Consider the following 24,228-nt stretch of genomic DNA (forward strand, 5'->3'; position numbering starts at 1 on the left):
ATAAATTAGTTTTGTTCAACGTTTAATTTGCTATCAACTACCAATGTAACGTGATTTGAACGTTTACGAACTCTGTATCCGCGACCTTGAGGTGCTGGGCGTAATCTTTTCAATTGACGGCCGCCACCTACAGATACTTCTTTTACATATAGTTCGCTATCCTCCACTGATTTACCTTCGTTTTTGGCTTCCCAGTTTTTGATTGCAGATAATAATAATTTTTCTACACGAGCAGCAGCTTCTTTGCTTGAGTGTTTTAAAATGTATAATGCATTTTCAACACGCTCACCACGAATTAAGTCTACCACCAAACGCATCTTACGAGGCGAAGTAGGGCAGTTCAATAATTTGGCATCCGAAGCTCCACCTTGTTGAGCTTTCTCTTGCTCTTTGCGTTGTCTAATTAAGACAGACTTTTTAAGTTTTTTTGTTGCTTCCATTACCTATTATTTTTTCTTTTCTGCGTGGCCTCTGAATGTACGCGTAGGCGCGAATTCACCAAGCTTGTGACCTACCATATTTTCCGTTACATAAACAGGGATAAATTTATTCCCGTTGTGCACTGCGAAGGTATGGCCAACAAAATCAGGTGAAATCATTGATCTACGAGACCATGTTTTGATAACTGACTTTTTGTTAGTTTCATTCATAGAAAGAACTTTTCTTTCTAAGTTGTGATCGATATAAGGACCTTTTTTAATTGAACGAGCCATTATTTTTTCCTTCTCTCAATGATGTAACGATTCGATGTTTTCTTTTTGTAACGTGTTTTGAAGCCTTTAGCCAATACACCTGTACGTGAGCGTGGGTGACCTCCTGAAGCACGGCCTTCACCACCACCCATTGGGTGATCAACTGGGTTCATCGCAACACCGCGAACTCTTGGACGACGACCTAACCAACGTTTGCGACCAGCTTTACCTAACACTTGGTTAGATCTTTCATGATTCGATACCGAACCAATTGTAGCCACACAAGTCAATAAGATCATACGTGTTTCGCCTGAAGGTAATTTGATGATGGCATATTTTCCATCACGAGCAGACAATTGAGCATAAGTACCAGCCGAACGAGCGATTGAACCACCTTGACCAGGATTTAATTCAATGTTGTGGATAATAGAACCCAATGGAATGTTTGCTAATGGCAATGTATTACCAACTTCTGGGGCAACATGATCGCCTGCAATTACAGTTTGACCAACTTGTAAACCAGCTGGAGCAATGATGTAACGTTTTTCACCATCAACGTAGTGCAACAAGGCAATACGAGCAGTACGGTTTGGATCGTACTCGATAGTAGCTACTTTTGCAGGGATATCTTTTTTATCGCGTTTGAAATCTATTAATCGGTATACTTTTTTGTGTCCCCCACCGATATAACGCATAGTCATTTTACCGGAGTTATTACGACCACCTGATTTCTTGTTGATTTTTACTACCAACGATTTTTCAGGAACGTTTGTAGTAACATCAGAATAATCTGCGCCTATTCTGAAACGAGTACCAGGGGTTACCGGTTTGAATCTTTTAACTGCCATTTTTTATTATATAGTACTGTAAAAGTCAATAGTTTCGCCATCTTTAATTGTAATGATAGCTTTTTTATACTTAGGAGCTCTACCAGATACAAAACCTGCTTTCGTGTAACGGCTTTTCGCTTTACCGGCTACTACCGCAGTGTTTACAGCAACAACTGTAACACCGAACATAGCTTCAACAGCTGATTTAATCTGGATTTTGTTTGCTCTGTGATCTACTTTGAAAGCGTAACGGTTCAATTTTTCCGTTAAGATAGAAGCTTTCTCAGTCAAGATAGGTTTTTTGATAATTTCCATATTACTTAGCTAGTGCTTCCTCCAAAGTTTTAACAGAATCTGTAGTTAACAACAATTTTGTCGCGTTCAATACATCATATGTATTCAAATCTGAAGCAACAACAACTTTTGCTTTTTTCAAGTTTCTGCTTGATAAATAAACATTTTTATCGTATGCTGGTAAAACCAATAAGGTTTTTTCATCAGCAATATTCAACGCGTTTACTAAAGCAACATAGTTTTTTGTTTTGCAAGAATCGAATTGAACTGCATCCAAAACAACTACATTGTTATCTTTCGCTTTGTAAGACAGCGCTGATTTACGTGCTACTTGTTTCAATTTTTTGTTCAATTTGAACGAGTAGTCACGAGGTTGAGGACCGAATACACGACCACCACCATTAAACAATGGAGATTTGATAGAACCCGCACGAGCACCACCAGTACCTTTTTGTTTGTGTAATTTACGAGTAGAACCCGCGATTTCGTTACGTTGTTTAGATTTGTGAGTTCCTTGGCGTTGGTTCGCTAAGTATTGTTTCACATCCAAATAGATCGCATGATCGTTAGGCTCTAACCCAAATACCGACTCAGGAAGTTGCACCTTGGCACCTGTTTCTTTACCTGATAAATTTAAAACTTTAACTTCCATCTCTACTATTTGTCTACGATTACATAAGAACCTTTAGCTCCTGGAATGGAACCACTAACAACGATAAGGTTTTGCTCAGCGTAAACTTTCAACACCTGTAAGTTTTGAATTTTAACCCTGTCACCACCTGTACGACCAGCCATGCGCATACCTTTGAATACGCGTGAAGGCCATGATGAAGCACCTAATGAACCTGGAGCACGTAGTCTATTGTGCTGACCGTGAGTCGCACCACCTACACCACCAAATCCATGACGTTTCATTACCCCTTGGAAACCTTTACCTTTTGAAGTACCGACTACATCTACGTACTCACCTTCTTCAAAAATTGTAACGTCAACTACGTCACCAAGTTGTTTTGCATCTGGGAAAGTTTTAAACTCTACCAACTTACGCTTAGGCGTTGTATTTGCTTTCGCAAAATGCCCTTTCAAAGGAGCTGTCGTGTTTTTCTCCTTAGCTTCGTCGAAACCAAGTTGAATTGCCGAGTAGCCGTCCTTTTCTTCCGTACGTATCTGCGTAACCACGCACGGCCCAGCCTGAATCACTGTACAAGGAATATTTTTCCCTTCAGCATTAAACAGGCTTGTCATTCCTACTTTTTTTCCAATAATACCTGACATGTTGTAAATTAATTAATTAAAAGTCCTTCGAAGCAGTAGGGCTTCGCTCAAGACATACTATTCCCATTAAGGGACTGCAAAGTTACAAACATTTTTATAACTGTCAAATAATTAATGAATTATTTTTCTTATATTTCTTAGCTCCATTTCATGGAGTCTACTCTCCGTACCCCATTCCCCGCTGTCACCGACAATCGAAAATAATCTGAAAACAATCTTTTTATTTTTTCTGCTGCCATACAGCTGTCGTAGCCTGTGGTAATTTTGACTTGTCTTACAACATTAGGGACAAACGAACCGAGCGGCGTGCGCTCATGAAATAATTAAATAGATATGAAAACAGAAATCATTTCCAAAAACACTTTGCTCGAGCATTGGCTGGGCCACAGAAATCTAACAAGACAGACAATTGATAGATTTCCAGAAGAGGAATTATTCAATTTTAAGGTGGAAGGTATGCGTCCTTTTGCTGCCATGGTCAAAGAATTGCTGGGGATCGCCGTACCCGGACTTCAGGAAATTGTCGATAACAAAAGTGGTGAGCTTGATGAGAACCTGAATTATTCAACGAAAGCGCAATTGTTGCAGGCATGGGACGAAGCCACCCCACAAATCATCGAATTGTTCGGAAAAATTCCAGAAGACCGTTTTACGGAAGAGTTCAACTTATTTGGACAATACAAGTCACCGATCATCCACAGCATACTTTATTTTATCGACAATGAAATTCATCACCGTGGCCAGGGATACGTTTACCTGCGCTTACTTGGTATTGAACCTCCATTTTTCTGGGAGCGGGAATAATCAGCAAGTCTGATATTTTAGGATGAGAACAAGAGACATACGTGTTCGGGTTGAAATCCGGGCACGTATTCATTCCATTTTTTTGCAAACTCACTTACTGAAATATAATTCATAGCTTTTGATTATATCTGCCGTTACCGGCAAATATACGACAAATTACAACTACATATTGCTTAATTATTGCCGATAACGGCATGATTAAGGATTTTATCATAAAGATCGAATCATCTTGGACTTGGCAAATACTCGAAATATGTTCCAAGGGATAAAGCCCTGACTCAATGGCTTCAGACTTGGGTGAGTGCGGCAGTCAGCAGTTCTCTCACGATTTCTTTCAGTGACTGTGGTTCGATAATCTTCCCCCGATCTGCAAACATCAGATACCAGCGCGCAAAGCCATTCTCCATATTGATACAGTCAAAATGCATTTCGACATGATTGTCTGTCACCACCTCTTTCTGAAAACCAAAATAGTCGCGGTCCCATTCCATATATCTCGCTATTTCTTTATCCACCTGCACCACCACTTTTGTCGTCGGCAGTTCGTGTCTTTTATTCAGGAAAAAGGAAAGTTCGGGGTGCTCCTTACTGAAATCGTCAGGCAGCATACGTATATTGCTGATCCGGTCGAGGCGAAACTGCCGATAGTCATTCCGCAGTCTGCAAAAAGCGAGGATATACCAGAATTTGCTTTCCACAAAAATACCGACCGCTTCAATTTCCCGTTTTTCTGGAGATCTGTCTGTCGGTTTCGCGTAATAGATTTCGACGCATTTTCTGGCAGCCATACTTTCGATCAAGGTATTGGTTCCATAAGTCAGCTTTTCGTTAAACTGATGACGTCCTCCCCGCACAAGGAACTTATCCCCCACCATGGCGACCTGTTCCTTTTCGTTGCCTCTCAGTATCGCCTTCATCTTCAGGAGAGCGGTCGCAAAGTGATGCGCCAGATTCCTGTCGGTATATTTTTCGACCAATTTTTCAGCCGCAACAAAACTCAGTGCTTCCTCCCGCGTGAACTGCAAGGGTGGCATTTTATAGCCTTCTACTAATGAGTAGCCACTTCCTGCCTCACCATAGATGGGCACACCAGCCTGCATTAGAGAACGGATATCACGATATATCGTGCGCAGACTCACTTCAAATTTTTCTGCCAGCGAAGCTGCAGTTACCACAGGCTTGGCCTGCAGATGCATATAAATAGCAAGTATACGGTCAAATCTTTTCTGAATGTCGGTCATAGGGATAAAGGTACGACAAAAAACATTTCGCATGCTATCCCCAAAAGGGTGCGGCAACATCTAAAGTACCTCCAACGGAGGACAAAATATCTTTTCTCGCAGTATTTGGACTTATAGGAGCTACTCACGAATCGAAAGGACGTGAACAAACGTCTTAACAGCTATTTATCACACTTTTGTGTAGTAAACCATTATTTTCTTTGAAAAGGGAATTTTTATATATAAATTGGATAGAGCTTAAAGAAACAAAGATCGTTGACAAAAAACAACACCATTACATCTTTATACATTAAGACATTTTAACCAATTATAAACTAATTTTTTAATACGGTATCAATATGGCGCTATTAAAAAAGCTCACCCTCAACCTATATCGAACTCTCAGTGCTGAATATATCTAATAACAGAAACTACCTACAGCAATATATGACAGACTATCAACTGATACAGACTTATTTCGAAATACGACCTAGGCAGTTTTTAGCAAGCATGAAATTTAAACTTTAAAAACATGGATAATAACGAAATGAAAAAACCGTCTTATTATATTTTTAATCTTCTATTTCTCATATTTTTTTTCATGCCATTCCTTTGTATCGGTCAGAAATCTGACGAAGCCGTCGTCATGGGGACTATTTATTTTAGCAAGGATCTGGAAAAGAAGAGCCACAAATATTTTACCGATGAACTATTTGTTTTTCCCCCTCATAATGGGTATGAATTTAATAAGTATATAAAAAAGAGAATTAAAGTGGATTCAAAAGGGCGTTTTAAAGCGGCGGTTAATCTGGAAATGCCGACTATGCTCCAATTGAAGATTAGCTCCAAGAAAATCTATATTTTCGTAAAGCCTATGTCTATTTTGGAGTTGAATATCAATGTAGGACGTCTTGGTGAAATAGATGTTAGTTTCCATGGCGATCTTTCCACCGAAAACAAAAACTTTCAGCAGTTATATTGGAAAAGAGAGCCTTTGAAAGAGATTACTGATTTTTTGATTATGAACAAAGATACAATGGATACCAGACGTTGTTTGGATAGCACGTTTCATTTGTATCGACGTTTTATTAAACCATTGGATGAGCTTTTAGTTCAAAAAAAAATTGATAGTACCTTTTATAAAATAGCCGAGCGCAATTTAGCCGACCGTGCTCTTTCCGTAGGATTAATTTATAATTACAATAGACATAATCCCGAAGAAAAGGATTCGGTTTTTATGCGACGGAGGTCGTTAACAGATAGCATCACTGCCCGAAAAACAAAATTGGACTCCATACAATTAACTGTAATTCATAATTTTCTGTTGAGTGACTATCAATCTAAAATAGCAAGAGAACAATCTGTCACAAATTTCGGGGTATACAACCTCTTTGGACCATATGCGGATTCAAGCATACTCCCAAGTAATTTCTTTGAGCACATCGCATTCAATGCTATAATGTGGCAATATGAACACAGTTCTTCGGAATTTAACTTTATTAAAGGTGCTAAATTATTTATGGAGACCTTTCCTAAAGGTTCCCGAACCGCATTCTTAAAACCTCTTCTCAAACATTATGAAGAAAATCCCGTCGTCTATCAAACTGGAAATGATCTTACAGACACCTCACGTACATTGTGTTTCTTCAATATGCCTAACCATAAAAGCTTAGGCTTGAGTAAAGTAAAAGAGCAGATCAAACCTTTTTTTCAGGAAATCGCAAATGGCAGGTTTTTATTGGTCGATTTTTGGGCCACATGGTGCCACCCTTGCATTGAAGAATTCAAGTATAGTCCAATTTTGTATGAAGAACTCCGGAGTCGAAATATGCAATATGTTTATGCTTCAATTGACGATCGTGAAAATCGTATTAAATGGGAAAAATACATTATCAATAATGATCTTAAGGGCTGCCATTTAATGCTTTCTCAATCTTTGTATAATGAATTTAAAGAAAACATTCAATTAAAATCGATTCCACGTTATATACTGATCGATCCCAAAGGAAATATTATAAAAAAAGATCTCGCCCGCCCTTCTTCGATGAAGAAACTATTAGCCGAAATTGATGAATTTCATAAATCAGATACATCGCAAACTTTCAATCACTCTGATCCGGATACAATAGCTGAGAATTACCATTCCGAACGGTAAAAACCTTTTTATAAAAAAAACGAGAATCATGATGGGACTACGATACATAATATCTCTTTCTATTCTTTTAATACTTACCTCTGTCACAGGCAACTGCCAGACTAGAAAGCATCAAACTTCAACCCTTATCATTGAATATGATAAAGATATTCATACACATTACTTGACTGAAGTAAAATTTTATCCACCCATAGGTGGGAAGTTTTATAATAGTAGCATCCCATTTGAAGGAGCAATTGACAGTATAAAGCATGAGGAGTAAAGGGCGTGGTTACATGCGAGGATGCACTTATTTTGAAGAAATCCTTTAAAGGGGCATTTATTGTTAATTATGACTATGTTTTACAGATTGAATATATTGATGATGTCAATCTTGCGTATAGCGTCTTAAATGCAATCTTTCCAAGTTCGAGGGTGTAAATTGAACTGTGTCACATAAAAAAATTATATATTTAGACACAGACAATGAACAAGGAGAAATTTGATTTTGATCGCTTCAAAGAGGAAGCGATGAAAGGCCTTTATGAAGGTAAGAAAATGGGGGGTACCGATGGTGTATAGTACTCCCCAAAAACTGGACAACTGCGTAAATGTTTAAATTAGCAGTTGAAAATGAAAAAGGAACGTAGAAAATTCAGTTCAGGCTTTAAGACGAAGGTAGCCATAGAAGCCATTAAAGAGCAACAGAGCATCCAGGAACTGGCGGCGAAATATGAGTTACATCCCACGCAGATCAACAGCTGGAAACGTGAATTTCTGGCCAATGCCGAACAGGTGTTCGCCAGTGAAAAGAGAGAAGAGAAAGATGATTCGAAAGAGAAAGAACTCTATTCCAAGATCGGTGAGTTACAGATCCAGGTGGATTTCTTAAAAAAAGTATTGGGGAAATGAGCATGGAAGCGAAACGCAAACTGGTTTCCCCGTCCGAAAAAAAGATCAGCGTTTCGGAGCAGTGCAAACTTATCGGCCTTCCGCGCAGTAATTATTACTACAGACCCAAAGGGGAATCGCTGTTCAACCAGAGAATAATGAGGCTGATAGATCGGAAATTCCTTGACTGTCCCTTCTATGGAGTGGAACGGATGACATCCTACCTGAAATATGACTTGGGTCATCCAGTGGGGGAAAAGCGGGTAAGACGTCTTTACCACATGATGAACCTGAGAGCTATCTGTCCGAAAAAGAACCTGAGCAAGGCAAATAAAGCGGATTACAAATATCCCTATCTGCTCAGGGGACTGAAAATCGAACGTGCAAATCAGGTATGGCAGGCCGATATCACCTATATCCCCATGTTCCGTGGCTTTATGTACCTGTTTGCCATTATTGATGTGTACAGCAGGAAGATTGTTGGCTGGTCTGTGGGCAATACCATGAACGTGGAATGGTGCAGGGATGTGTTATTGGAAGCCATAGGGACTTATGGTGTGCCTGAAATATTCAATACCGATCAGGGCTCTCAATTCACTTCTCCCGTATTCACCAAAGCGCTAAAGGATCATCATATCGAGATCTCAATGGATGGTAAGGGCCGTGCACTGGATAACATATTTATTGAAAGGTTCTGGGGATCAATCAAAAGGGAGAAAATCTATATCAATCCCCCTAATGGAGGGGTTGATCTCTACCGACAGGTCAGAGATTATATCGCCTTTTATAATTCTGAGCGACGGCACAAATCTATCGGTAGGGTTACACCTGATGAAAAATATGCAGATAAAGTGAAAAATGTATCTTAATTTAGTGAAATAGTTGTCCAACCAATGGGGAGTATCATACAATTTCAGCAGGAAAGACGATTGATAATAAAGGTGCAATATGATTTACTAGATATTTAAGTTAGGGTAGAAAGACTCAAAACTGTTAAATGAAAAACTATTTCAACTGGCTAATTATAACATTAATATTTTCCTTGAATTATTCCTATGCTCAGGATAAGGATTTTCAAATATCTGTTGGCTCCCAATTATATATTTCCAAGTTAGACTGGTCAATTGCTGGGACTATTGATGGAACAGACCCTAATGTACTTTCCGAATTAAAATACAGCAACGTTCTTACACTTGGCCCTGAATTAGAATTTGTATATCGGGTTCACAAAAAAATTAGTGTTTTTCTTGATTATCAAAGAGGATTGACTATTTCTGGAAAGGCTAATGATCGTGATTTTTCGGGGGATAACCGGACAAATATGACATATGATGAAACTTTCTTAAGCAATAAAGGGTATCAAAGTTCCATAAAACTAGGAGGACGTTATACTTTTTTAAATTTCAATAGAATATCATTTAACACCGGTGCCCATATTAATCAAAATAAACATAGATTTTATCTACTTAAAGATGAGATTCCAGACCTTAATACGACTTACGATACTAGATGGAAAGTTTTATCGCTAAATATTGGTGCTGACTATATTATGAATAAGGAAACTTCTATCAGTTCAGAAGTGGCCTACTCATTTATAAAATACGGTTCTAAAGCGAACTGGAATCTTATCAAAGATTTTCAGCATCCATTGAGTTTTGAGCAATGGGCGAATGGGAATGGATGGTCTATAAAAATACAGGTTGAAAGAAAAATTGCTGACCGATTTAATTTATATATAGGTATGCTATCGGGTAAACAATCGTCATCTGATGGGGTTGATATCGCTTATTATAAATATGGTAATAGTAAGACGACCCGATTTAACGGGTCGTCTTACTATACAACAGGAGTATCCTTCGGTTTAATATACGGTATCTAAATATACTTTTTATAAAGGGGGGTGAGTATCACTCCCTTTTTGTATTGTAATTAATTTTTCTTTACCTTTTCCATCCCACACTAATTTACCATTCAGGTACAGCTTTTCATAGACAACTGTTCCGCTTTTGTTAGTTAGTTCCGCTTTTAATTCGTCTGGTGGAAAACCTTCGTTATCATAAACTAATTTTAAAACCGAAGTCGAATAAGTTGGATAGAAGTTTAAGATGAGACGGTTTTTGCCGTCAACTTCTCTTATTGTGAAATATTCCGGCGAGAGCATGTCTGGAACAAGCTTTCCCCCAGTTGGCGATGGATTAGCATCGTTATTACCAGAAGCTTCAATCTTTAGTTTATCTGTATGTATTTTACTAGGTATATCTAATTTCTGATTGAGTAGATCCTCATTCTTATCATTGACGATAACGACTTCAACCATAGTATCTGCTTTAAAATAAAGGTTATCGTTTTTAGTGCACCCTACATTAATCAGTAATGCCCCGAAAATTAAAATTAGATTTCTCATAACTTTATAATATAGTTTTATTGAATGTTCATATAAAATATAACGTATAATTTTTAAAATTGCTACATGATTTAAGTATTTTGTTTTTTACACAATAGTGTAGTTTTTAAAGGAGTTTTATTGTTTCTCAATTTGTCATTAAAACAATATTATTAATGATATGTTATCCCATGTATATAACCAATATTTTATCACACATGAGAAAATTTATTATTATACCCTTATTTGCGTCAGTCCTCTTGTTCTCAAATTGTAGTAAGGATGACCAATCAAAAAATGCAGTAGAAGAGTCTGCACAAGACCCAGATCAGTTAATTAAAGATGGATTAAAGGCACTTGGATTCAATTATGACGATGTAGAAATCAATGGTGACACCATTATTGTTGAGGGGGATATTATTCTCTACAAGTCTAAATTATTGGATAAAACTAAACCCCGTCAGGCAACTACACACGCTTTTCCTTTTATAAAATATGACGATCTTTTTTTAAAGGTTTATATTCAGCCCCAGTCTGGGAGTACTGGTTTTACTAGCTCAGAAATCGCTGTCATCAAGTCGGGAATTAATGAGTTTTTAAGCTCGAATTTCCCTCCAACTATGGGATTTTTTTCGATAACCTATACAACAAACAGCGCTGATCCGCACAGTGTGAGTGTTGTACAGGCAAACTTACCTTCGAATGTATGCGGACAGGCAGACTTTCCATCGGCCGTAATAGATAATGGTTTTAATGCTGTGCAGATTGGCGGAAATTTAAGGATTAACATTGGCCAATTTAGGAATAACCTTAATGATTCGCAAAGGAAGTTTTTAATTGTTCATGAATTTGGACACATGCTCGGTTTTAGACATACGAATTGGAGAACCGATGAGCCTCAATATTCAGGCGGTTATGGAGCATATGGGATTCCTTTCACTGGAAACAGCTCTGCTAACCCTGATCCTAACTCTGTATTTAACTCGTATACTTGTGGGTATTCTTGGAACGGGTTTTCTGATGCGGATATACATTCTATCAAATTTATTACTAGGGGTCAGACTTCTAGTAGATAATAGCTTTCATGAATCCCAAAGCTTTATTGAGAAAAAGCCAGTAGAATTAAATGTTTTGCTGGCTTTTCTATTTCGTATTAATTATCGCCAAATTTGCCTTAGAAGGCAAACCTTGTATTCCAATCAACATAGAAGATATCCGCCCTACCAAGTACATATTTTATAAAGGAAGCCTAGTTTCGATCTTTGTTGCATGAGCATACAGGAAAAAAGAGAATATATGCTGTCGCTGATAGCAGACTGGCGGCAGAGCGGAAAAAGTAAGAAGTCATATTGTGCTGAAAAAGGGATCAATGAGACCAAGTTTTATTATTGGATTTCCCGAATCAAGGAAATTGATAATTCTGCTGTTGGCTTTTTAACAATCGATAAAGCCGGTAAACATAGTGATATTGAAATTATCTATCCCAATGGTGTACGTATTAAGGTAGAAAACGACCTTGGGCTTCTTTCTCAATTGATACGTTTATACTGATGTTTGTGCTGGGCTCATCGCATAGGTTTTATCTTTATAATGGTTTTTGCGATATGAGGAAGTCTTTTGATGGCCTCTGTGGACTAGTCAGTTCAGGGATGCAGCGACAGGCTACCAGTGGAGAGGTGTTCGTATTCCTAAACCGTAGCCGTACGCACGTGAAGCTGTTGCATTGGGAGCAGGATGGCTTTGTGTTGTATTACAAACGTTTGGAAAGGGGAACTTTTCTGGCGCCAGACACAAAAAACAGCGAGTTGTCTTGGAGTGACCTGGTCCTGATGGTTGAAGGCATACAGGTTGTAAAAAGCATTCAAAAAAGACGTTTTTATTTGACTTAAAAGCCGCTTTTGCCGTATATTTACCGTATGGAAACAGCACTGGAAAACCTATCAAAAGAAGACCTTCTCAAGGTCATTTCCAGTCGCGACCAAAAGATAGAATATCTCACACAGGAGCGCGATCACTTAAAATCTCAGGTTGAAATGCTTCGCCGTATATGCAATTCGGTCAGAAGCGTGAACGCTTCGAAGGCGATCCCAATCACACCATGCTTCCCTTTGAAGCAGAGCCTGCTGAAGTAGAGCAGCAACAGGAAGAAATCAAAGAAAAGATCGAGTATGTGCGTAAACGAACTAATCATAAAGGACGTGCTAAATTACCGGCACACCTTCCTGTAGAAGAGATTGAAATCCACCCCGAGGGAGATCTATCCCAAATGGTCTGTATCGGCAAAGAAATTACCGAAGAACTGGAGTGGGATCCTGCTAAGTTCTACATCAAACGTTACATCCGTTATAAATATGCGGCTAAAGATAAATCTGCCGTAGCCATCGCCGAACTTCCTGAACGGGTCATCGATAAAGGAATTGCAGGGCCGAGCTTACCGGCGATGATACTTACCGCTAAATATATGGATCACCTTCCGCTATACCGACAGAAACAGATCTTCGCCAGAGAAAATATACAGATACCATCCTCAACGATCGAAGGATGGACCAGACAGGCACTGGAAAAACTCGAGCCATTGTATGAACAACTGGTCTTCGATACCAAGGCACAGGGATATTTACAGGTAGACGAAACGGTAATAAAAGTATTGGACAGCGATAAAAAAGGAGCTGCCCATCAGGGTTATTATTGGGTATACCACGCTCCATTGGAAGGAACCGTTTTATTTGATTATAGTCTTACCCGTGGTGGTATCGCCGCTGCCCCCATGTTAGGGAACTTTAAAGGTTATCTCCAGACAGACGGCTATGCCGTGTATGAAAAGTATGGCAAAAAGAAAGAGGTGAGGCACCTGGCCTGTTGGGCGCATGCCGGTCGTGAGTTTGAAAAAGCATTAGATAATGATAAAGCAAGAGCTGAAAAGGCTTTGCTAACTCTATTACAGCTACATCGTCAAAAAAGTGAATTAATATTGACAGTAAGATAAAAACAATTTCCTTGGTCACAGAATGAACGTACATTTATCTATTCAACTTGCTCCTACCGAAACATTTTTGTATCTTAACGACACTAACCAATTTTTTGATAAAGTATGCTGGTCAATGAGAGTATAGACCTTAAATATCCCTACCATTTAGCACCGCGACATACGGCACCCAAAGGACTATATTTTAATTTTATAGCTTCCGAAGATGCCATCCTATGCACCAAAAACCAATACATTGCCAATAAAAAGATAGGTACGCACACTTTTTTGGAAGTAGCCGGAACTTTTGACGAAGACTGGAGTTTTAATATCCATAATAGCCAGACGACGCTGTGGCTTGCGTTTCAGTTTCACGGATCTTCCCGCTTAGCAGCTATTGACCAGTCCGTTCTGGCCCACCAGCAGTACCTGGCTTACGTTAATACCGACAAAGAAGTCACCTATCACATAAAAGCAGGTAAAGTGGCCATGATCCTGATCGGACAGCACATACAAGATTCGGCCCGGTTCACACAGGAATGGGACACGCTACAGATCGACAGATTACAGGCAACCCAGGTATTTGATTTGGAAAAGATCGGCTACCGCATCAGAAAGGCCTTAGAGCTTATTCAACAGACCCGCCCCGCCCCTTATTCACTAATGACTAAATTACAGTTCTACACCAGCAATTTAATCGAGCTGTACCACCGGGACCTAGTCGAACAACGCAAATCTACAAAACAGGAAGACATCTCACTTCTGCATCGTGCAAAGGCATATATCTATGAACATTATATGGATGAAGGCCTCCGGGTGGACACAATAGTGAAAGCTCTTCGAACGAGCAAAACTACACTTTGTCGTGTCTTCCAAGAAAATAATCTCACCATAAATAGAGCAATTCAAACCATACGGATCCATAAAGGTCGCGAAATGCTCCGCACATCCAACGAATCTGTCGACATGATCGCCTTTACATTACAGTTTTCAACCGCCAAGTATTTTATTAAAACCTATGTCCGCTATTTCGGGCATACGCCGGCAATGGAACGAAAACTACATCCGCCGCCGCCCGGACCAAACTACAACTTTAACAAGGGCAACAAGAACCGGCAATGATCCTGATGACCGGAATCATCAACGAAAGTGTACAAGCATACAGTTTCGCCCTCCTGGCTACGGATGTCTCTGGAGCGTACTGCAGGACATCCCTTATGCGGCCTACTGATACACCGATGCCATGATCTTTTTATTTCATGTATCAGCAAACTTCCTCCATGTCATCTACTGCCGCACCACCGCACCGGTCATTTACAGCAGTGTACCGCAAAATTTCATTAACACAGTTTACCCCCGCACGCAGGTTGTGCCCTTCGGCACCGACACATAACAAAATCTCGTGAAGTAAATTTACCATGACAGCAGTGTCCCAAACTTTTGCATCTGTGTACGGCCAAATAACATCCTTGTAAATGAGTATCGCAACGATAGCAGAGATCTTTACGCTGATGCATAACAACGCCTCCGGCATGTGATCTGCTTTTACCCCGGTGCTCCCGGCTTCTACTTCGGTGCGCTGTTAAAATCCTTTGATGCAATTTACTTTTACCTGAAGATCAGCTTCACAGAATCAACTGCGCAGAATCTGCTTCTATTATCTCCAAGACGAGTTTTTGAGAAAAATTTCACCCTAATTCTATAAACAAAAGAGGTAAAATTGTCCCAAAAAGAATTTTCAGTTTTATGCATTTTGGGACAATTTTACCCCCTTCGCGTCCTTACCTCTTCCGTATGTTTGTATCGTTGCTAGCACAATACTATTTTTTAAACTTTTAACATTTCAAATTATGAGTCAGTTAACAATTAATGAAAGAGGGCAGACAGATGTACAGTTAATGCAGACTGCCGAACAGATTGCAACCAAAATGGCCAATGAGACCACACTGTTTCCGGATCCGGTACCGGCGCTGTCGGTGCTCAATGCGGCTCTCACCGCCTTCCGCAATTCGGCCACCGAAGCGGCCTACAGGGATACAAGGGCCATTATGATCCGTAAGCAGAAAAGGCAGGAACTTGTGTATATCCTCAAAGAGCTCGGTAAATACGTGGACACCATTGCCAACAATGATGACACTATCGTACTGGCTGCGGGATTCAATATCCGGAAAACAAATACTTCCTATGACGGCTTTGTCCCCAGGGCACAGCGCCCGATTGCCGAACCTGGTCAGATAGGCAGCGGACGTATTGTCCTGAAGACCGTCGCATGGACCGGAGCACGAATGTATGAATACCAGTTCAGGCTCAAAGGGAGCAATGCGGAATGGTCGTCGCAGCTCTGTTCAAAGAGCTCCTGTATTATTGAAGGGCTGGAAACCTTTAAGGAGTACGAGTTCAGGGTGACCTATATCGGGATCAATCCAACCCCAAATTATAGTGATCTAACAAGCAGCTACGTGCTATAGCCTGTACAGTTGCACAGCGACATGCTTTTCCATGGACTATAAAATACAAATAGCCTTGGAAACATGAAATTTTCTGGAACAACCTCAACTCCTGGATCAGGGGTATAAAATGAATAACGACAGCGTGTATGTATTGCACGGAAAGAATGAACAGATTTGGAAAAAATACCGTCATTTTCTATCTTGATACCGGAAAGCTTAAAATTAGACCGGTCAGGAAGCTGAAAATGACGGTAATTCCAGATGTAACACCACAATTATGAAAGAAATCGTCAGAAAACATCCATTGAGACCGATTATCCTTCGCTTTGACCTCGCGAAGCCGCAACCGGATTTTGAGAAGAAAGGCCTCGATGCCCACTATCACATGCACGACCTTACCTGGGACATGCTACAGGCACTGCAGGAGCAATATCGCATTTTGGAGGAGATTGATTATGAAATAGCAGAACTTGAATACCTCCTATTACCCATTGAGCAGGATCTGGATATTCTCGAAGTATTTCTGAAAATCAAAGACCCTTCTGTTCTGCCTTTTGACAGACACGATGACGGTATTGAAGTCAGCATTGATATCGCAGACTTCTATCAGGGAGTCATTTACCACAACCAGCGGATGCAGGATCTTTATAATGATGTATCAGCAGCATACCAGTGGTTCAATACCCATTTTGAGATGATCTATGAAAAAGAAAGCTGGATTGACGAACAGCTCTGGAACGATATCCATCAGATCTATAGCAATTATCTGGAAGCTCAGGTCGATATTGTATCTTTAGATCGTGATCAGGAGGAATTTAAAGAGGCATTGTCCGAAGTTTTCAAGCTGCAGGATAGATATAACGAATATGGCCAGGTCCTGTTCGAATCCTTCAATACACTGCAGGCACGATCGAAAGAATGCTACCAACGAGCCGAAATCGTCAACAAGCGGCTGGACGACCTTACTGACCAGGATAAACTGTCGTGACCTGATGCCAACTGCTTAAGCCACAACAAAAATCACGACTCAAAATAGCTGGATCGTGATTTTTTTGACATCTGATGCACAGGTATTAAAATTGCTTCATACCTACCTTCTGTACCAACGTTATTGTTTAATTACCTTTTCGTCATTAAGTAACCGGCTATACCGGACCAGTGCTTCAACGTAATAGTAATCAGCATAGGTCAGCGGCACATCTACCTCAGTCTTATGCGGAATAGAACCTACACTATGTTTTAATATGTAACCACCGGCTTCTTTGTAATCTGCTTTGTAAGGTTTCGAAGAAAGTGACTTTAACATCTGCTCAGCTTTGGAAATGTACAACTGACTTTCATTGTCCTTTGTATATTGAGCCAATTCCAACAGTGCAGAAGCCGTAACGGCAGCGGAAGACACATCGCGTAGATCCTTTTGGCTATAGTACTTACTTTCCTTGGTCAGCTTATTTTGATCCATATCCCAATAAGGAATCAGATCTTTGGGCAGATTGGGGTGATTCAAGTAGAATTTAGCAATCTTGCGCGCATGTTCCAGATACTTCTTGTCACCTGTTTCACGGTACATCATCGTATAACCATATAAACCCCAGGCCTGGCCTCTCGACCATGCAGACTCATCATATGCACCTTGCGCAGTCTTTCTGGAAATAATGCTACCATCCTCTGGATTATAATCCACGACGTGGTAAGAACTGTAGTCCTTTCTGTAGTGGTTCACCATGGTTGTATTAGCGTGTATTATAGCAATATCCTTATATCTTTTATCGCCGGTGATTTTCGAAACTTCGGTCAGAAACTCCAAGTTCATCATTTTGTCGATAATAACCGGATATGTCCAGGGCTGCCCATCCCAGTTTTTACCACCGTCCCACGAACGGATTGTTTTAGGGGCTTCGTGGAAACGCGTTGCCAGCGAAGCCGCACCCGTGCTCAGCACTTCCTTATAGGCAGCCGAATCACCTGTCAAACGCAGGGCGTTTCCGAAACTGCAGTAGAGCATAAAACCGAGATCATGGAGTTCCCTTATTATACCTCTCCTTTTCCAGGTACTTTAATTTTCGCCTGGCCTCATCCAGCAGCTTTTCGTCTTTAGTATATTCATACAGATAGAGTACCGTCCCCGGATAGAAGCCTGAGCACCACCAGTCGGTCCCCCAGTTTATGTATTTTCCATCTTTATAAGTTGTTGGCATATCCGATTCATTGATCGATCTAGCCAAGTAAGCGATCTGTTTTCGGGCGTCTTCTAAATTGGAATGCACAAATTCTTTGTCAAGCCCCAGCTTGGCCCTAAATTCTGCTGGCTGGAGCAGGACACCCCCTGCAATGCAAATCCAGCTAGCAAAGCTCCTGTAATATAGTTTCGTATCTTCATCATGAATATTGATTAATGAGTATTGAGGAGTGAGACATTTTATTTTGACCTAGTAATTGACGTAATAATCCTTTGGAAACGGTTCTGCATCCCAGCATTTCTGCGAGGTCCACTTTTCGGGAGCACAAGTCTAGAATTCGTCGTCCGCCGGTAAACCCAGCGGCAGAAAAGACAACGATGCAACATACATCGAACCCGCATTGGTATAATAATCAGCAAGGTTTGATTGCTTATCGCCGACTACTCCCATGCGAAGCCATCCGGACGGCGCAAACGTCTTATCGGTATAAATATGTCTGAGCACCGACGTCAATGCTGCTCGGACCAACAAAAAAAGCCACGAATTCCAGCTTCAAGAAGTGGAGTTCGACAATGATCTTGACCAACAGTTCATCGCATCATTAGATCAGCTGATCGAAGAAAACATGCAGTCGGATAATTTCGATGTCAGCTTTATCTCACGACAGATGGGAATGAGCGCACCGGTACTTTACCGAAAACTGAGAGCCATAACCAATCTTTCGATCAATAATTACGTCAAAATCTATCGACTAAAGAAGGCGAAAGAACTTTTAAAAACCTCCATGAATATTAGTGAAGTGGCCTACGCGGTGGGATTCTCTGAGCGAAAGTATTTCAGTAGGGAGTTTAAAAAACAGTTTGGATACAATCCATCGGAGAGACGCTACGCCGGGATTAATCGAGTAAAAAAGCCGGAGCCGCAAGTTACTCAAAAGCAAGCAGCTCCGGCTCTCATTTATTTTGCTAGTTCCTTAACCATGGGTTCGCCGGCCAGTAGACGCTGATAGCGTACCAGAGCCTCCACATAATAATAATCAGCATAAGTAAGCGGCACATCCACTTCGGAGTTCAACGGTAGTGCGCCGACACTGTGCTGGAGAATGTATCCGCCATTTTGGCCATACGCTGCCAGATAAGGCGCCTTAGCTAAGTTTTTAATGATGGTTTCGGCCTTTGCAAAGTAATTTCCAGATTCGCTTCCTTGGCTATATTGAGAAAGTTCAAGGAAAGCCGAAGCGTACAAAGCCGCTGCGGATACATCCCGTAGATCTTTATTGGGATACATCTTATCCGACGCTGCGATCTTATCCTTATCAAAGTCCCAGTAAGGAATGAGATCGGAAGGTAGATTGGGGTTGTTTAAAATATATTGCGCTATATGCTGAGCCTGTTCCAAAAACTCCTTTTTCCCCGTCTCACGGTACATCATGGTATAGCCGTACAAGGCCCAGCCCTGTCCCCTTGCCCAGGCAGACTCATCAAATGCACCCTGATGTGTTTTTTTGCCGATGACCTTACCGGTATTTTTGTCATAGTCAATGACATGATACGAACTATAATCTTTGCGGAAATGATTTTTTAATGTCGTTTCAGCATGGGCGACAGCAATATCGTAATACTTTTTATCACCGGTCAATTTAGATACCTGTGTCAGGAACTCCAAGTTCATCATATTATCTATAATCACGGGATATTGCCACGCCCCATGATCCCAGGAACGGATGGTTTTCGTCTGCGGATTATAACGGGATGCCAATGAACCTGCTCCCGTGGTTAGTACGGGTTCGTATTTCGCCGTGTTACCGGTTATCCTGAGGGCATTGCCAAAACTGCAGAACAGCATAAAACCCAAATCGTGTGTTCCTTTATTATTCTTTTCTTTTTCAAGATAGGTCAGTTTCTCCTCCGCCTTTTTCAAAAGATCCTGATCTTTGGTCCCCTCGTACAGGTAGAGCAATGTTCCCGGATAGAAACCCGAACACCACCAGCTCGATGAGGAGAAAACTTCCTTGTTATGCTCAAAAGTCTTTGGAAATTTGTCCGCTGGTGTCTGCTCCGCCAGTACCTTGATCTGTTTGGCAGCTCCATCAAGCTGCTGCTGAATAAATTCTTTGGATAGCTTCGGTTTTACTACCTGACCATGGACCATTGTGCTTGTTCCCAAAGCCGTCCACAGCATCATCAAAAATTGCGTTCTTAATTTCATTATATATTCCTTTTAATCAATGATTACGTTTGGTCGGTTATTTCCGTTCGTAAATAAGCGCGGTAGTGCCCTTGCTCAGATTCAATCGAATGAAGCCATTTTCCTGTATCGTGTACTGACCTTTACGATCCAGTTTTACAATAGGATCCTGTAAGTCTACTTTCAAAACGACAGTGCCTCCATACTGACTTTTTATCTGAACACGTTCAGTCTTTCCGTTCCGTCGATTTGCGGATACTAAATTCCCGCCATCAGCCAAAAAATTGATAAACGACAGTTCCCGCCATGTTGTAGGTACAGCAGGAAATATACGTAACACGCCGTTCCAGTGCTGCATGCACAATTCCTGAATACTCGCCATCGCCGCCAGAGGAGTTTCGATCACAGGTCCTGATTCTGCATATAAGGTATTTGGCTTGACATACCGGTTTAATAGTGTATCGAGCGATGCGAGTGCAGCATCTCCTTTTCCCATCATGGCATACATCGATGCCGCACCCGAAAATGAATATCCCTGAAGCCATTGCTTTTTGCTCTGCCAATGAGCAACAGACCGTTCAATAAGCGACCTGTTTTCATGCTGATCCCAATTCACATCATAAAAGGGATAGATCATCATTAGATGCGAATAATGGCGGTGTGACTCTGCGTAGGGAACATTGGTAGCGATCATAAAGCCATTTTCATCCTGTGGATATGCTATTAAATGGGTGAGCACATCCTTCCACATGCCATGTAGACTGTCTCTGCCCCCCCGTTCGTTATCTAAATCCAAAAGAGCTTTCAATCCCCATCGAAGAATAGAAAGGTCATAATTTGTATTGTAAGCAAATCCTTTCGAGTATTCCGGCGAATACGTTTTGACACTGATATAGTATTTACCGGCATGATCTTTTTCCAATAAATGCAGATGATAGCTGACCGCCGATTTTAACAGGGGAAACAGACGGTCATAGACCTCCGAAGACATCGTCGCTCTGTAATAGAGATAGTAGCTATGCAAAAGCCATAGTAGATTGCCTAATTCTTTTTTCTCGTCGGGCACTCCGTCCAGGGAAACATTCTTCTGCAACGCGACCGGACTCCAGAGATCCGGAGCAGAAGACCGGCCTAGTGCAATACTGTTATGACGATACGGTTCGGGGACGTTGAGACGGAGATTTTCTCGATTGCGGTCGACCATCTGGATCAAGGACTCGGCAATACCGAGCTGATTCGCTTTAAAGACCGGCGAATAGGTAAGCTGAATATTTAGATTATGCCAATAAGCAGGCCATGGTGTAGGACTGGTCCATGGACCCTGTAGATCTATCGCGGGTTTGTCGGCACGGGTTGCACTGGCCAACTTATATAATTGCATATCATAGAATCGCTGATAGTTGGCATCCGGCAATCGCAACGTAGAGGCCTTATAGTAGTCGGCCCACCATTGCCGATGTACTTTAAGCGCTGATGCAATCTTCCGGCGGTCAAAGTTTCCAAGATAATCAATTGCTTTTGCTGTATAATCTTGTCCCTTTTGACTATAGCCTATTGTGATCACATAGGTATCCATATCTCCGGATGTCCATCGCCGATAGGCCGTTGTATATCCTCCACCTGCAGTCAACGGCTGGTCAAAGTACTTTACATCGCCCCGTTGGCCCTGGGATCCCCTTGGATTGGGAACATAATGCTTCGGCTTTTGTGTATAGGAAAATTTCATGCGCGGACTGATGGCCGAATCCGGCACCCACAGTAGTGTATGCTGACCTTTAAAATTCTTTCCGAATACCTCCACGACGATAATATTATCTTCGGAAAGCGTGGTCGTCCTCACGCTGACACTTCCCCTATCCGTCTCAACTTTCGCATCGGCAAACGCCTCTTGCAGATAAATATCGCCCTCAGCTCCGAGGATCGCAGTTCCGAAATCCAGTTTAAAATGTCCCAATGACATACGGGCCTTGTCAAACAACTTATCGGCAGAATGAGGACGATGATCGTAAACATCTGTTCGGCCAATATCAATTCGCAATGAATTCTGGTCCGATACATAGGTCATGGTTCCCAGCAGGCCATTGCCTGTAAAGATTCCCTCATAAATCGTCCTGCCAAGCGGTGCCACCTTGACTTGGCTTAAAGCCGCACTGAGATACAGAACTAAAGTATAAATAATGGAAAGCAGAACTCTTCGCTTCATTTTAATGGTTATTTATCTTTTAAAGACAGCCATAAAGATGCTGGATTATTCGGCCATTACCAAGCTCGTTTTACGAAAACGATTGAGTGGAAATACAGCGGATCATTCAGAGAACCTTATACAAAAGCATATCAGCAAAACAGCTCGTCCTGTAACAAATCTGTATCAAAATATTGCCTTATATCAGAAAATGCAAAGTCAACACAGGAAATAAATAGGTTTAGCATCATTCTTTTGTTATTTTTTAACAAAAGAAACAGATACAATGAGTAAAATTTTAGTTATCAATTTACTTTTATCAGTTTTTTACTTATTTTTAGAATCAATATCCAATGCAGTTATTTGTGATAGCCTATAATGCTATGATGGATCAATTATAAAACAACTAATCCAACCAACATGAAAGAAAAGAATTCGTCGAGGCGTGATTTCATTAAAAAATCAGCAATAGGTGCTGCAGCATTTTCTATTGTACCACGCTTTGTACTTGGGGGCCAAGGATATCTTGCTCCAAGCGATCATCTAACCAAAGGCGTAATTGGCGTCGGTAATATGGGACGTGGACACTTCGGTTACGCAGGTACGAAAACAGTAGCCATCTGTGACGTAGACAAAACTCATCTTGCAGCAGCTCAAAGAGACCTCGGGGGTGGCGTAACAGAATATCATGATTTTCGGGAGCTCATTAAATCACCAGAAGTGGATATTGTCCACATTGCAACTCCACCGCATTGGCACGGCCTGATGTCCATTGAAGCAGCAAAAGCGGGTAAAGACATTTGGTGTGAAAAGCCGATGACACGGACTATCGGCGAAGGAAAAAAGGTGAAAGAAGCAATCGCACAACATGGCAACATGTTTCGCCTCAACACTTGGTTTCGCTTCAAAGATGATTTTTATGGAATGAATGTACCGGTCAGCAAAATCAAAAAACTTGTTGACACCGGCATGTTGGGCTGGCCACTGAAGGTGACCATCAGTAAGCATACGGGTTTCGACTGGAAGTTCTACTGGGTAGGCAAAGAAAATCTTCCGGAGGAGCAGGTTCCTGCTGAACTGGATTATGATTTCTGGTTAGGTCCGGCCCCGTATAAACCATACAACAAGCACCGTGTACATACTACCTTTAGAGGCTATTGGGATTATGATGGCGGTGGTTTGGGAGATATGGGCCAGCACTATATGGACCCCGTTCAATATTTTCTTGGAAAAGATAACGAGAGCCCTGTCAGCGTAGACGTGGACGCACCCCAGCAGCACCCTGACGCCGTCGGAACCTGGAGGCGCATTACATTTACGTACGCCGACGGATGCCAGATCATTCTGGATGGAGAGGCTAAAGATGAAAAAGCAGCTTATATCGAGGGGCCGAACGGGAAATTATATCGAGGATTTAAATCGGATATCCCTGATCTCGAACGAAAGCTTGCACAATATCCCGAACCAGCTCCGCAAATTACCGACTTTCTGGAATCCGTACGAACACGGGAAAAATTTGCACTGAATGAAATAAATGGACACCGTTCCTGTACACTTGTCAATATGGGATTAGCTGCACTACGGTTGAATAGATCATTAAAATACGACTCCCAAAAAGAGCAGTTTATCGATGATGATGCAGCAAACCGGTTAATCGATCAACCAATGCGAGGTCCTTGGTCCATCTAACCATTATAATTCAGGTAAAAAGACAAACAATATCTATATCGCGCTCCCGTGA

General features: G+C 41.1%; 27 protein-coding genes. 14 read left to right on the forward strand and 13 right to left on the reverse strand.

Annotated elements, in window-relative coordinates:
- Nucleotides 1-5 precede the first annotated feature (5 nt).
- The 6 genes from rplV to rplC are packed head-to-tail and all read right to left on the reverse strand — an operon-like array spanning nt 6 to nt 3,091.
- Nucleotides 6-440, reverse strand: a complete 435-nt coding sequence (rplV, locus tag FGL37_RS04930) for a 50S ribosomal protein L22 (RefSeq protein WP_028071577.1) — start codon at nt 438-440, stop codon at nt 6-8.
- A 6-nt stretch (nt 441-446) separates the two neighbouring features.
- Nucleotides 447-713 (reverse strand): 30S ribosomal protein S19, encoded by a 267-nt coding sequence (gene rpsS / locus FGL37_RS04935; protein WP_002997495.1) that lies wholly within the window; start codon nt 711-713, stop codon nt 447-449.
- A complete protein-coding gene (rplB, locus tag FGL37_RS04940; protein WP_028071578.1) occupies nt 713-1,540 on the reverse strand; it encodes a 50S ribosomal protein L2 in 828 nt (275 codons plus the stop codon). Before rplB ends, rpsS begins: the two co-directional genes overlap by 1 nt.
- Before the next feature lie 6 nt (nt 1,541-1,546).
- Nucleotides 1,547-1,837 carry a 50S ribosomal protein L23 gene (gene rplW, locus FGL37_RS04945; RefSeq protein ID WP_028071579.1) on the reverse strand — a complete coding sequence of 97 codons (291 nt, stop codon included), beginning with the start codon at nt 1,835-1,837 and terminating at the stop codon, nt 1,547-1,549.
- Between the two features lies 1 nt (nt 1,838).
- Nucleotides 1,839-2,468 carry a 50S ribosomal protein L4 gene (gene rplD / locus FGL37_RS04950; RefSeq protein ID WP_028071580.1) on the reverse strand — a complete coding sequence of 210 codons (630 nt, stop codon included), beginning with the start codon at nt 2,466-2,468 and terminating at the stop codon, nt 1,839-1,841.
- Nucleotides 2,469-2,473: 5 nt separating this feature from the next.
- Nucleotides 2,474-3,091: a 50S ribosomal protein L3 gene (gene rplC, locus FGL37_RS04955; RefSeq protein WP_028071581.1), complete on the reverse strand. Its 618-nt coding sequence runs from the start codon at nt 3,089-3,091 to the stop codon at nt 2,474-2,476.
- Nucleotides 3,092-3,424: 333 nt separating this feature from the next.
- Between rplC and FGL37_RS04960 the strand changes: the two genes are divergently transcribed.
- Nucleotides 3,425-3,895, forward strand: coding sequence for a DinB family protein (locus tag FGL37_RS04960; protein ID WP_028071582.1), 471 nt, complete (start codon nt 3,425-3,427; stop codon nt 3,893-3,895).
- Between the two features lie 287 nt (nt 3,896-4,182).
- Here the strand turns inward: FGL37_RS04960 and FGL37_RS04965 are convergent, their stop codons facing one another.
- The gene (locus tag FGL37_RS04965; protein ID WP_028071583.1) at nt 4,183-5,136 is read right to left on the reverse strand and encodes a helix-turn-helix transcriptional regulator; all 954 of its coding nucleotides are present in this window, start codon (nt 5,134-5,136) and stop codon (nt 4,183-4,185) included.
- A gap of 511 nt (nt 5,137-5,647) precedes the next feature.
- Between FGL37_RS04965 and FGL37_RS04970 the strand changes: the two genes are divergently transcribed.
- The 4 genes from FGL37_RS04970 to FGL37_RS04985 all read left to right on the forward strand — a co-directional run bounded on the left by FGL37_RS04970 (nt 5,648) and on the right by FGL37_RS04985 (nt 10,019).
- A complete protein-coding gene (locus FGL37_RS04970; protein ID WP_028071584.1) occupies nt 5,648-7,270 on the forward strand; it encodes a TlpA family protein disulfide reductase in 1,623 nt (540 codons plus the stop codon).
- 612 nt (nt 7,271-7,882) lie between these two features.
- Entirely contained in the window at nt 7,883-8,161 is a 279-nt protein-coding gene (locus tag FGL37_RS04975) for a transposase (RefSeq protein ID WP_028071709.1), read from the forward strand.
- Nucleotides 8,158-9,009 carry an IS3 family transposase gene (locus FGL37_RS04980; RefSeq protein WP_028071708.1) on the forward strand — a complete coding sequence of 284 codons (852 nt, stop codon included), beginning with the start codon at nt 8,158-8,160 and terminating at the stop codon, nt 9,007-9,009. The genes FGL37_RS04975 and FGL37_RS04980 overlap by 4 nt, the downstream gene beginning before the upstream one ends.
- Before the next feature lie 128 nt (nt 9,010-9,137).
- Complete coding sequence (locus tag FGL37_RS04985) at nt 9,138-10,019, forward strand: hypothetical protein (RefSeq protein WP_028070644.1); 882 nt, start codon at nt 9,138-9,140, stop codon at nt 10,017-10,019.
- Nucleotides 10,020-10,028: 9 nt separating this feature from the next.
- Here the strand turns inward: FGL37_RS04985 and FGL37_RS04990 are convergent, their stop codons facing one another.
- Entirely contained in the window at nt 10,029-10,544 is a 516-nt protein-coding gene (locus FGL37_RS04990; protein WP_028070645.1) for a hypothetical protein, read from the reverse strand.
- Nucleotides 10,545-10,741: 197 nt separating this feature from the next.
- On the opposite strand from FGL37_RS04990, the gene FGL37_RS04995 reads away from it, so the two are divergent.
- From FGL37_RS04995 to FGL37_RS05025, 7 genes are all read left to right on the forward strand, one after another.
- Nucleotides 10,742-11,599 (forward strand): M57 family metalloprotease, encoded by an 858-nt coding sequence (locus FGL37_RS04995; RefSeq protein WP_160169509.1) that lies wholly within the window; start codon nt 10,742-10,744, stop codon nt 11,597-11,599.
- 193 nt (nt 11,600-11,792) lie between these two features.
- Nucleotides 11,793-12,074 carry an IS66 family insertion sequence element accessory protein TnpA gene (gene tnpA, locus FGL37_RS05000; RefSeq protein WP_232048635.1) on the forward strand — a complete coding sequence of 94 codons (282 nt, stop codon included), beginning with the start codon at nt 11,793-11,795 and terminating at the stop codon, nt 12,072-12,074.
- Nucleotides 12,074-12,412, forward strand: a complete 339-nt coding sequence (gene tnpB, locus FGL37_RS05005; protein ID WP_028070648.1) for an IS66 family insertion sequence element accessory protein TnpB — start codon at nt 12,074-12,076, stop codon at nt 12,410-12,412. The genes tnpA and tnpB overlap by 1 nt, the downstream gene beginning before the upstream one ends.
- A gap of 158 nt (nt 12,413-12,570) precedes the next feature.
- Complete coding sequence (gene tnpC, locus FGL37_RS05010) at nt 12,571-13,509, forward strand: IS66 family transposase (RefSeq protein WP_407695578.1); 939 nt, start codon at nt 12,571-12,573, stop codon at nt 13,507-13,509.
- A gap of 105 nt (nt 13,510-13,614) precedes the next feature.
- Nucleotides 13,615-14,610 carry a helix-turn-helix transcriptional regulator gene (locus FGL37_RS05015; protein WP_028070649.1) on the forward strand — a complete coding sequence of 332 codons (996 nt, stop codon included), beginning with the start codon at nt 13,615-13,617 and terminating at the stop codon, nt 14,608-14,610.
- 728 nt (nt 14,611-15,338) lie between these two features.
- A complete protein-coding gene (locus tag FGL37_RS05020) occupies nt 15,339-15,956 on the forward strand; it encodes a fibronectin type III domain-containing protein (protein ID WP_028070651.1) in 618 nt (205 codons plus the stop codon).
- Nucleotides 15,957-16,215: 259 nt separating this feature from the next.
- Nucleotides 16,216-16,926, forward strand: a complete 711-nt coding sequence (locus tag FGL37_RS05025) for a hypothetical protein (protein ID WP_028070652.1) — start codon at nt 16,216-16,218, stop codon at nt 16,924-16,926.
- A gap of 120 nt (nt 16,927-17,046) precedes the next feature.
- Here the strand turns inward: FGL37_RS05025 and FGL37_RS05030 are convergent, their stop codons facing one another.
- The 3 genes from FGL37_RS05030 to FGL37_RS05035 all read right to left on the reverse strand — a co-directional run bounded on the left by FGL37_RS05030 (nt 17,047) and on the right by FGL37_RS05035 (nt 18,649).
- The gene (locus FGL37_RS05030) at nt 17,047-17,943 is read right to left on the reverse strand and encodes a YyaL domain-containing protein (protein ID WP_232048636.1); all 897 of its coding nucleotides are present in this window, start codon (nt 17,941-17,943) and stop codon (nt 17,047-17,049) included.
- Between the two features lie 10 nt (nt 17,944-17,953).
- Nucleotides 17,954-18,205 carry a glycoside hydrolase family protein gene (locus FGL37_RS25685; protein WP_232048637.1) on the reverse strand — a complete coding sequence of 84 codons (252 nt, stop codon included), beginning with the start codon at nt 18,203-18,205 and terminating at the stop codon, nt 17,954-17,956.
- Between the two features lie 243 nt (nt 18,206-18,448).
- On the reverse strand, nt 18,449-18,649 hold the full coding sequence (locus FGL37_RS05035) for a DUF2264 domain-containing protein (RefSeq protein ID WP_081817914.1): 201 nt from the start codon (nt 18,647-18,649) through the stop codon (nt 18,449-18,451).
- A 28-nt stretch (nt 18,650-18,677) separates the two neighbouring features.
- Here FGL37_RS05035 and FGL37_RS05040 point away from each other — a divergent pair, with 28 nt between their 5' ends.
- Complete coding sequence (locus FGL37_RS05040) at nt 18,678-19,124, forward strand: helix-turn-helix domain-containing protein (RefSeq protein ID WP_028070653.1); 447 nt, start codon at nt 18,678-18,680, stop codon at nt 19,122-19,124.
- Here the strand turns inward: FGL37_RS05040 and FGL37_RS05045 are convergent.
- Together FGL37_RS05045 and FGL37_RS05050 are read right to left on the reverse strand one after the other, a co-directional pair.
- Nucleotides 19,076-20,326 (reverse strand): glycoside hydrolase family 88 protein, encoded by a 1,251-nt coding sequence (locus FGL37_RS05045; RefSeq protein ID WP_028070654.1) that lies wholly within the window; start codon nt 20,324-20,326, stop codon nt 19,076-19,078. The two genes, FGL37_RS05040 and FGL37_RS05045, sit on opposite strands and share 49 nt — an antisense overlap.
- A gap of 37 nt (nt 20,327-20,363) precedes the next feature.
- Nucleotides 20,364-22,508 carry a glycosyl hydrolase family 95 catalytic domain-containing protein gene (locus tag FGL37_RS05050; RefSeq protein ID WP_037533777.1) on the reverse strand — a complete coding sequence of 715 codons (2,145 nt, stop codon included), beginning with the start codon at nt 22,506-22,508 and terminating at the stop codon, nt 20,364-20,366.
- Between the two features lie 399 nt (nt 22,509-22,907).
- Between FGL37_RS05050 and FGL37_RS05055 the strand changes: the two genes are divergently transcribed.
- Nucleotides 22,908-24,176, forward strand: coding sequence for a Gfo/Idh/MocA family oxidoreductase (locus tag FGL37_RS05055; protein WP_028070656.1), 1,269 nt, complete (start codon nt 22,908-22,910; stop codon nt 24,174-24,176).
- The last annotated feature ends 52 nt before the right edge of the window (nt 24,177-24,228 follow it).

Source organism: Sphingobacterium thalpophilum, assembly GCF_901482695.1.
In the GTDB taxonomy this organism is placed as follows: Bacteria; Bacteroidota; Bacteroidia; order Sphingobacteriales; family Sphingobacteriaceae; genus Sphingobacterium; species Sphingobacterium thalpophilum.

Excerpts from the sequence above, each read along its gene's own strand:
- rplV (WP_028071577.1), bottom strand. The coding sequence starts at position 440 with ATGGAAGCAACAAAAAAACTTAAAAAGTCTGTCTTAATTAGACAACGC.
- rpsS (WP_002997495.1), bottom strand. The coding sequence starts at position 713 with ATGGCTCGTTCAATTAAAAAAGGTCCTTATATCGATCACAACTTAGAA.
- rplB (WP_028071578.1), bottom strand. The coding sequence starts at position 1,540 with ATGGCAGTTAAAAGATTCAAACCGGTAACCCCTGGTACTCGTTTCAGA.
- rplW (WP_028071579.1), bottom strand. The coding sequence starts at position 1,837 with ATGGAAATTATCAAAAAACCTATCTTGACTGAGAAAGCTTCTATCTTA.
- rplD (WP_028071580.1), bottom strand. The coding sequence starts at position 2,468 with ATGGAAGTTAAAGTTTTAAATTTATCAGGTAAAGAAACAGGTGCCAAG.
- rplC (WP_028071581.1), bottom strand. The coding sequence starts at position 3,091 with ATGTCAGGTATTATTGGAAAAAAAGTAGGAATGACAAGCCTGTTTAAT.
- FGL37_RS04960 (WP_028071582.1), top strand. The coding sequence starts at position 3,425 with ATGAAAACAGAAATCATTTCCAAAAACACTTTGCTCGAGCATTGGCTG.
- FGL37_RS04965 (WP_028071583.1), bottom strand. The coding sequence starts at position 5,136 with ATGACCGACATTCAGAAAAGATTTGACCGTATACTTGCTATTTATATG.
- FGL37_RS04970 (WP_028071584.1), top strand. The coding sequence starts at position 5,648 with ATGGATAATAACGAAATGAAAAAACCGTCTTATTATATTTTTAATCTT.
- FGL37_RS04975 (WP_028071709.1), top strand. The coding sequence starts at position 7,883 with ATGAAAAAGGAACGTAGAAAATTCAGTTCAGGCTTTAAGACGAAGGTA.
- FGL37_RS04980 (WP_028071708.1), top strand. The coding sequence starts at position 8,158 with ATGAGCATGGAAGCGAAACGCAAACTGGTTTCCCCGTCCGAAAAAAAG.
- FGL37_RS04985 (WP_028070644.1), top strand. The coding sequence starts at position 9,138 with ATGAAAAACTATTTCAACTGGCTAATTATAACATTAATATTTTCCTTG.
- FGL37_RS04990 (WP_028070645.1), bottom strand. The coding sequence starts at position 10,544 with ATGAGAAATCTAATTTTAATTTTCGGGGCATTACTGATTAATGTAGGG.
- FGL37_RS04995 (WP_160169509.1), top strand. The coding sequence starts at position 10,742 with ATGAGAAAATTTATTATTATACCCTTATTTGCGTCAGTCCTCTTGTTC.
- tnpA (WP_232048635.1), top strand. The coding sequence starts at position 11,793 with ATGAGCATACAGGAAAAAAGAGAATATATGCTGTCGCTGATAGCAGAC.
- tnpB (WP_028070648.1), top strand. The coding sequence starts at position 12,074 with ATGTTTGTGCTGGGCTCATCGCATAGGTTTTATCTTTATAATGGTTTT.
- tnpC (WP_407695578.1), top strand. The coding sequence starts at position 12,571 with ATGCAATTCGGTCAGAAGCGTGAACGCTTCGAAGGCGATCCCAATCAC.
- FGL37_RS05015 (WP_028070649.1), top strand. The coding sequence starts at position 13,615 with ATGCTGGTCAATGAGAGTATAGACCTTAAATATCCCTACCATTTAGCA.
- FGL37_RS05020 (WP_028070651.1), top strand. The coding sequence starts at position 15,339 with ATGAGTCAGTTAACAATTAATGAAAGAGGGCAGACAGATGTACAGTTA.
- FGL37_RS05025 (WP_028070652.1), top strand. The coding sequence starts at position 16,216 with ATGAAAGAAATCGTCAGAAAACATCCATTGAGACCGATTATCCTTCGC.
- FGL37_RS05030 (WP_232048636.1), bottom strand. The coding sequence starts at position 17,943 with ATGCTCTACTGCAGTTTCGGAAACGCCCTGCGTTTGACAGGTGATTCG.
- FGL37_RS05045 (WP_028070654.1), bottom strand. The coding sequence starts at position 20,326 with ATGAAATTAAGAACGCAATTTTTGATGATGCTGTGGACGGCTTTGGGA.
- FGL37_RS05050 (WP_037533777.1), bottom strand. The coding sequence starts at position 22,508 with ATGAAGCGAAGAGTTCTGCTTTCCATTATTTATACTTTAGTTCTGTAT.
- FGL37_RS05055 (WP_028070656.1), top strand. The coding sequence starts at position 22,908 with ATGAAAGAAAAGAATTCGTCGAGGCGTGATTTCATTAAAAAATCAGCA.